This is a genomic window from Campylobacter sp. 10_1_50, from assembly GCF_000238755.1.
Lineage (GTDB): Bacteria > Campylobacterota > Campylobacteria > Campylobacterales > Campylobacteraceae > Campylobacter_A > Campylobacter_A concisus_R.
This window is the reverse complement of sequence record NZ_JH414888.1, coordinates 346,740-353,539: the sequence shown is the minus strand read 5'-3', so window position 1 is coordinate 353,539 and position 6,800 is coordinate 346,740. Positions and strand designations below refer to the sequence as shown.

Sequence of the window (6,800 nt, the reverse complement as noted above, 5' to 3'; positions counted from 1 at the left end):
TTTTACGCTTTTACACTCTAAATTTTCATTTAAAAAATTAGTCTTTACGCCACCTTTTGTAACTTCAGCCCTTTCAAAGCCAAATGTCCCAGCTGGGGCAAAATGATATGCAAAAAGCCTTTTTATGATGCTCTTTTCATCATCACTAAATTCATAAAATGCCCTATCTTTTAAACCAAAATTTCTTAAAAACTCCAGCACAAATCTCTTTGGCAAAGGTAAAACTGAACTAAGCTGCTTTTTGCCATTTACTAAATTTTTCTCACTAAATTTAGGCAGAAAATTTATGCAAATTCGACCCTTTTGCCAAAAGAGTGAGGCGTTTAGTATCGCTGGACCACTTATGCCTCTATGTGTAAAAAGCAGATCACCACTAAATTTATAGCTCTCATTTTTGGTATTTATCACTACATCTGCGCTTAGACTAACACCACTAAGCTCTTTAAACCAAAACTCATCTTTTTGCACGCTAAAGCCAACAAGAGCAGGGGCAGGCATTGAGAGCTCAATGCCAAATTCGCTAGCTATCTTATAGCCAATATCGCTTGCGCCAAGGGCTTTGTAGCTTAGTCCGCCACTTGCGATGACTAAATTTCTAGCTCTAAATTTCTCATCTTTTGTCAAAATTTCAAAAATTTCATCTACTTTTTTGGCGCCAAGAACCTCTTTGTTATAAAAAATCTCTGCATTTTGCCTTTTTAAAAGCAGGCTCAAAACGCTCTTTGCACCGCTATCACAGAAAAATTGATTTTGCTTTTGCTCGCTAAATTTAAGCTCACTAAAAAATCTCAAAACCTGATCAAAGCTTAGCACTTTTAAAATTTGCTCTATAAATTTCTGCTCGCCAAGGTAGTTTTTAGCGCTTACGAAGCGGTTTGTGATGTTGCATCTGCCGCCACCGCTTGCCAAGATCTTTTTGCCAGCGCTACTGTTTTTTTCTAAAATGGCAACCTTTTTGCCCTTTAAATTTGCCCCTAAAAAGAGCCCGCTAGCGCCAGCACCAACGATAATGACGTCGTAGATCAAAACTTCAAGCTCTCTTTTAAGGCCGCCTCGCTTGTTAGGCGAGAGTCAAATTTGATCACTTGATTTTTCTCATTTTTATAATAATCCACCACGCCTTTTTGGCTGTTTAGTAGCTCTAAATTTAGGCTCGCTTCTGGGCTTAGGTAGATATTTTTAAAAATTCTTGGATCACTCAGGCTAAAGAGCAAAACAAGCCAGATCACGCAAAGCACCACGCAGATGATGGCAAGCACTTTAAAACCAAAAGCGTGCATGATGTATCCGCCAAACGCGCCCCCAACGAAGCTTCCAAAGTAGCCAAATGAGTTAAAGATACCAAGAGCGGTGCCTTTTTGTGAGGATTTTACAAATTTCGTCGCGGTTGATTGCATGATTGGCTCGTGAAGGTTAAAGCCTATAAAAAATACCGCGATGCCAACCACAAAGAGAAATTTCGTAAAGCTAAGGGCAAAAATGGCGTAGGTTAGGGCAAAAAGTAATGTGCCAGCTATCAAGATGACCTTGCTAAGCCCCTTGCCATCGCCCAAAGCGCCAGCTAGCCCCATAGCTAAAAAGCCAAGCACAGCGCCAAGCGTATAGACCTTGTAAAGCTCGCCACTCTCATAGCCATACTCTTTTACTAAAACGATCGGGATCACCAAAAATGCGATGCTTGTGAGCATCTTTTGCATGAAAGAGGTGAAATTTATGATCATATAGTCTTTTTGTAAAAATAACTTGCCAAATGGCACCTTCTCGGCTTTTGCGCTCACTTTTATCTCTTTTGGCACGACGGTGTATAGCAGCACAACGCAAAGCAAGCTAAGAGCGGCGCTTAGATAAAAGAGGCTTGAAAGCCCGTAGTCCTTGGCAAGAAGCGGTCCAAGCACCATCGAAAGCGTGAAACTAAGCCCTATAAAAGCGCCCATTATCGCCATGGCTTTTGAGCGGTTTTCTTCAGCTACAAAGTCGCTTATCATCGCTGTTGCCACGGCTCCGACGGCTCCTACGCCTTGTAAAAATCTACCAAAAAGCATCGTATAAATTTCACTTGCCAGCGCGCAGACGATAGAGCCAGCCACAAAGATCAAAAGGCCAATGGTTAGGGCTTTTTTGCGGCCGATCTTGTCTGAAAGAGCGCCGAAGGGCACTTGAAATATCATCTGTGAGATCGCATAGACGCCTACTATTAGCCCCACTAAAAATTCATTTGCGCCGCTTAAATTTAGCGCATAGAGGCTAAGAACTGGTAGGACTATGAAAAGCCCAAAAAATCTGCTAGCTACGATAAAAGATAGTGGCAAAACGCTTTTTAACATAAATTTTCCCTTATTTTTAAAAGGACTAAGTTTATCATTTTAACACTAATTTAAATTTAAAAATTTAATCTACTTTTTTGTAAAATACGCCCAAAAATCAAGGAGTTTTGCGATGAAAATCGTGCTTGCGACATCAAATTTGGACAAAGTAAAAGAGATAAAAGAGTTTTTAAAAGGCTATGAAATTTACGCTCTAAGCGAGGTTGTAAAGCCATTTGAGATAGTTGAAGATGGCAGCAGCTTTCAAGAAAACGCGCTCATAAAGTCAAAAGCTGTCTTTGCAAAGCTTAAAGAGCTTGGGCTTGAGGATGAATTTATCTCGCTTAGCGATGATAGCGGCATTAGCGTGGACGCGCTTGGTGGCGAGCCAGGGATCTACTCAGCGCGCTACTCAGACATCGACGAAAACGGCAAAATGGCTGCCAAAAACGCCACAGACGCAAGCAACAGAGCAAAACTAATCTCAAAGCTAAATGCTCTAAATTTACAAAGCTCACTGGCTCACTACACCGCTTGTATCGCCATTAGCTCAAAATTTGGCGACTTCACGGCCCATGGCTTTATGTATGGCGAAGCGATAGATGAGGAGCGCGGCACAAACGGCTTTGGCTACGACGCACTTTTTATCCCAGATGGCTTTAACAAGACGCTTGGCGAGCTAGATAACGAGACAAAGCTTAAAATTTCTCACCGCTCAAAGGGGCTGGAGCTTGCAAATTTCGTCTTAAAGAGCCTAAAGAAAAACTTTAGTTAAGCTCCTTTAGTCCTTTGCTGGCTCGCTCTAAAAGACCCAGCACGCGCGGGTTTTGCTCTTTGCCTTTTAAAATTTCAAGCACCTTTTTGTAGTTTTTGGCAGCTTCGTCCTTTTGCTCAAGCTTTGCTAGGTCGTTAGCGACTTCTATTAACAGCTCTGATCGTACAAGCTCGTTGCCACTTAGATCTGGCGTGATATCAAGTAAATTTAACGCTAAAATGTGGTTTTCGTAGGCTTTTGCAAAGTCATTTTTCATGTAGTAGGTGCTGCCGATGGACTTTATGCAAAGCAGCTCGTCACGCATCGGCGTATTTGAGTTGGTGTCATAAATTTTTTGAGCTTCATAAAAGCTAGCAAGCGCCTCGTCGTATTTGCCTAGCGCCTTTTTTGCTGCGCCTATGTTTTGATAAGAGCGAGCTAGTAGCAGTTTGTCACTAACGTTTGCCGCGAGCTCTAGTGCTTTTTGTGAGAGCTCTAGTGCCTTTTGAGGCTCTTTATTTACCATGCAAATGCTGGCGCCATTTATTAGCGAAGTGATCGCCTGCTGGGTATCGCCAGCCTTTAGGCATGCCTGGGTCGCTTGCTCGGCTAAATTTATGGCTCTCTCCAAATTTCTATCACTTTTATAAAACTCATTTACGCTTTCTTGCACTAGCTCGTCGCAGCTACTTGCAAAGAGGCAAATAGGCGCTAAAAATGGCAAAATTTTCTTCATCTTTTTACCTTTAAAATTTAGCTCATTTTACCTTTTGAAGCTAGAAATTTATATTAACTTTGCTAAAATCACTAAAATTTTAAGGAGCCAAAAATGTCAAATATCTTAATCATCGGAGCAGGTGGCGTTAGCCAAGTCGCAACCGTAAAATGTGCGATGAACTCGGACGTTTTTACAAATATCACCCTAGCAAGCCGCACAAAAAGCAAGTGCGACGCGATCGCTAAATTTATAAAAGATCGCCTTGGCGTGCAGATAAACACCGCGCAGATCGACGCTGACGACACGGCGGCTGTTGTGGAGCTCATCAAACAAACAAAGGCTGACTTGCTACTAAACGTCGCGCTGCCGTATCAAGACCTAACTCTTATGGACGCTTGCTTAAAGGCTGGCATACCTTACATCGACACCGCAAACTACGAGCACCCAGACACCGCAAAATTTGAGTATAAGCTTCAGTGGGCAAAGGATGGTGACTTCAAAAAGGCTGGCACCATGGCGCTTCTTGGCTCTGGCTTTGACCCAGGCGTGACAAATGTATTTTGTGCCTATGCACAGCAAAATTTATTTGACGAGATCCATGAGATCGACATCCTAGACTGCAACGCTGGCGATCACGGATATCCATTTGCGACAAATTTCAACCCAGAGATAAATTTACGTGAAGTTAGCGCAAATGGCCGCTACTGGGAGGCTGGCAAGTGGATCGAGACAAAGCCGATGCAGATAATGTTTAAGTGGGACTATCCAAAAGTAGGCGTCAAAGATAGCTATCTACTCTATCACGAGGAGCTAGAGAGCTTAGTTAAAAACATCAAGGGACTAAAGAGAATTCGCTTTTTTATGACCTTTGGACAAAGCTACCTAACTCACATGAAGTGCCTAGAAAACGTCGGCATGCTACGCATCGACGAGGTCGAGCATAACGGTATGAAAATCGTGCCGATCCAGTTTTTAAAGACGCTTCTACCTGACCCTGCAAGCCTTGGCCCTCGAACAAAAGGCAAAACAAACATCGGCTGCGTGATACGTGGTCTAAAAGATGGCAAAGAGCGCCAAGTCTATATCTACAACGTCTGCGACCACGAGGCTTGCTACGCCGAGACAGGCGCGCAGGCTGTTAGCTACACCACAGGCGTGCCAGCTATGATAGGCTCGCTAATGGTCGCAAAAGGCATCTGGAGCGGCAAAGGCGTCTTTAATATGGAGAATTTCGACGCAAAACCTTTCATGGACGAGCTAAATAAGCAGGGGTTGCCGTGGGAGGTAATAGAAATGAAACCAGGCGAAAGATACGAAGTTTAAATTTTAGACTCGCTAGGCTTGTCTTTTTCTACTTATACTTCGTTGAAATTCGATTTTTAATGCTCACGTATCACATATACGCTCCGCTTAAAAATCGAATTTCGCCTTGTCTAAGCGAAAAATACTTCGCCTAAATTTATTAAATTTAATACCTTGAAAGACTATCTGTTTAGTCTTAGGATGAAAATTTCCTTCGCTTCTGCTAGCAGTTGCGACCCTTGGGGATGCAAAGCTCAAAATCCATTTCACAACACTTCGCCTGAGTTCTATTAAATTTTATTTTGACCAGATTGGCAGCTCTTGCCTCAAAATTTAAAACCATCTCGTCTAGATAAAAGTCACTTTGCCTAATTTTTGCCTTTAAATTTAAACCTCTTCGCCAAACAAAACCTTGATAAATTTACCTTACTCCACCAAAGCAAATTTTCTAAATTTACGCCCAAGGCTAGTTTTGGGCGCTTGTTGCTGTAAATTTATAAATTTATGCTATATCTACAAAATCTTAATCGCAGCTAAAAAAGGGGAAATCTTGCAATCAACAAAAACATCTATCTGGTTTTTAGTCATCTTAAGCGGTCTTATGGCTTGCACCTCGCTATCAACGGACGTCTATCTGCCTGCCATGCCTACGATGGAGCGACAGCTTCATGGCGATGCGGAGCTAACGATCACTGGCTTTTTGATCGGTTTTGCCATCGCGCAACTCGTTTGGGGGCCCATTAGCGATAGGATAGGGCGAAAACTCCCGCTATTTATCGGTATGGCGCTCTTTGTCGTTGGCTCCATCGGATGTGCCATGTCACAAAGCATGAGCGAAGTGATAATCTGGCGTATCTTTCAAGCCACAGGCGCGTGCGTGGGACCTATGCTTAGCCGTGCGATGATCAGCGATGTTTTTGAAAATAGCGAAGCTGCAAAGATGCTTTCAAACTTAGTCATCATCATGGCTGCAGCTCCTATCATAGGACCGCTGCTTGGTGGCGCATTACTAGAGATTGGCTCATGGCACTGGATATTTTGGCTAATGGCAGCTGCAAGTGCTTTTTTGTTTATCCTTATCTTCTTCTTGCCAGAGACGTTGCCACAGCAGAAGCGCTCAAAAGAGCCGATGATAAACTCGTTTAAGAGCTATTTTGTGCTTATAAAAGATGCTAAATTTATGAAATACACTCTAAGCGTGACCTTCTTTTACATCGCAGCATACGCTTTTATCACGGGATCGTCATTTGTTTATATAGATTATTTTGGCATACCGAGCAAGTACTATGGATTTTTGTTTGGCGTAAATATACTTGGTGTGGCGGCGCTTAGTTTTTTTAAACAAGAGCTTGGTCAATAAATTTAGCCTAAATTCGCTTCTTATCACCTCAAGCACAGTCGCTTTTGTCGCTGCAGCTTTGCTTTTAGCGCTTACATTTTTTGGTATCGCTGGAGTTTGGGGCGTTATCATACCTATGTTTTTCGTCTTTAGTATGAACGGTATCATCGCCTCTTGCTCAAACGCAGCCGCTCTTAATCAAGTACCTCAAGAGATGAAAGGCAGAGCAAATGCTCTCATTGGCTCACTGCAATATGGAAGCGGCATTGTCTCATCAGCCATGCTAGCACTCTTTACGACCACGACGCCACTTATCATGTCGGCCATCATCTTTGTCTTTATATTTTTGTGCTGGCTTGCTGCCTATCTAAACAAATAAACTCT

The 6,800-nt window shown here is 42.6% G+C and carries 7 protein-coding genes; 4 read left to right on the top strand and 3 right to left on the bottom strand.

The window, feature by feature from the left end:
* Together HMPREF1019_RS06035 and HMPREF1019_RS06030 are read right to left on the bottom strand one after the other, a co-directional pair.
* The coding region (locus tag HMPREF1019_RS06035) for an NAD(P)/FAD-dependent oxidoreductase (RefSeq protein ID WP_009294828.1) at window positions 1–1,026 on the bottom strand (1,026 nt) is incomplete at its 3' end.
* A complete protein-coding gene (locus tag HMPREF1019_RS06030) occupies window positions 1,023–2,324 on the bottom strand; it encodes an MFS transporter (protein ID WP_009294826.1) in 1,302 nt (433 codons plus the stop codon). The genes HMPREF1019_RS06030 and HMPREF1019_RS06035, both read right to left, overlap by 4 nt.
* Before the next feature lie 112 nt (window positions 2,325–2,436).
* Between HMPREF1019_RS06030 and HMPREF1019_RS06025 the strand changes: the two genes are divergently transcribed.
* Window positions 2,437–3,078, top strand: coding sequence for a non-canonical purine NTP pyrophosphatase (locus tag HMPREF1019_RS06025; protein WP_009294823.1), 642 nt, complete (start codon window positions 2,437–2,439; stop codon window positions 3,076–3,078).
* On the opposite strand, the gene HMPREF1019_RS06020 is transcribed toward HMPREF1019_RS06025, so the two are convergent.
* Complete coding sequence (locus tag HMPREF1019_RS06020) at window positions 3,071–3,793, bottom strand: tetratricopeptide repeat protein (RefSeq protein WP_009294821.1); 723 nt, start codon at window positions 3,791–3,793, stop codon at window positions 3,071–3,073. The two genes, HMPREF1019_RS06025 and HMPREF1019_RS06020, sit on opposite strands and share 8 nt — an antisense overlap.
* Before the next feature lie 93 nt (window positions 3,794–3,886).
* Between HMPREF1019_RS06020 and HMPREF1019_RS06015 the strand changes: the two genes are divergently transcribed.
* The 3 genes from HMPREF1019_RS06015 to HMPREF1019_RS10120 all read left to right on the top strand — a co-directional run bounded on the left by HMPREF1019_RS06015 (window position 3,887) and on the right by HMPREF1019_RS10120 (window position 6,795).
* On the top strand, window positions 3,887–5,098 hold the full coding sequence (locus HMPREF1019_RS06015) for a saccharopine dehydrogenase family protein (RefSeq protein ID WP_009294819.1): 1,212 nt from the start codon (window positions 3,887–3,889) through the stop codon (window positions 5,096–5,098).
* 529 nt (window positions 5,099–5,627) lie between these two features.
* Window positions 5,628–6,437, top strand: coding sequence for a Bcr/CflA family efflux MFS transporter (locus HMPREF1019_RS06010; protein ID WP_198002693.1), 810 nt, complete (start codon window positions 5,628–5,630; stop codon window positions 6,435–6,437).
* Window positions 6,427–6,795, top strand: a complete 369-nt coding sequence (locus tag HMPREF1019_RS10120) for a hypothetical protein (protein ID WP_009294817.1) — start codon at window positions 6,427–6,429, stop codon at window positions 6,793–6,795. The genes HMPREF1019_RS06010 and HMPREF1019_RS10120 overlap by 11 nt, the downstream gene beginning before the upstream one ends.
* Window positions 6,796–6,800 lie beyond the last annotated feature (5 nt).

Coding starts and splice junctions, on each gene's coding strand:
- HMPREF1019_RS06030 (WP_009294826.1), bottom strand. CDS start 2,324: ATGTTAAAAAGCGTTTTGCCACTATCTTTTATCGTAGCTAGCAGATTT.
- HMPREF1019_RS06025 (WP_009294823.1), top strand. CDS start 2,437: ATGAAAATCGTGCTTGCGACATCAAATTTGGACAAAGTAAAAGAGATA.
- HMPREF1019_RS06020 (WP_009294821.1), bottom strand. CDS start 3,793: ATGAAGAAAATTTTGCCATTTTTAGCGCCTATTTGCCTCTTTGCAAGT.
- HMPREF1019_RS06015 (WP_009294819.1), top strand. CDS start 3,887: ATGTCAAATATCTTAATCATCGGAGCAGGTGGCGTTAGCCAAGTCGCA.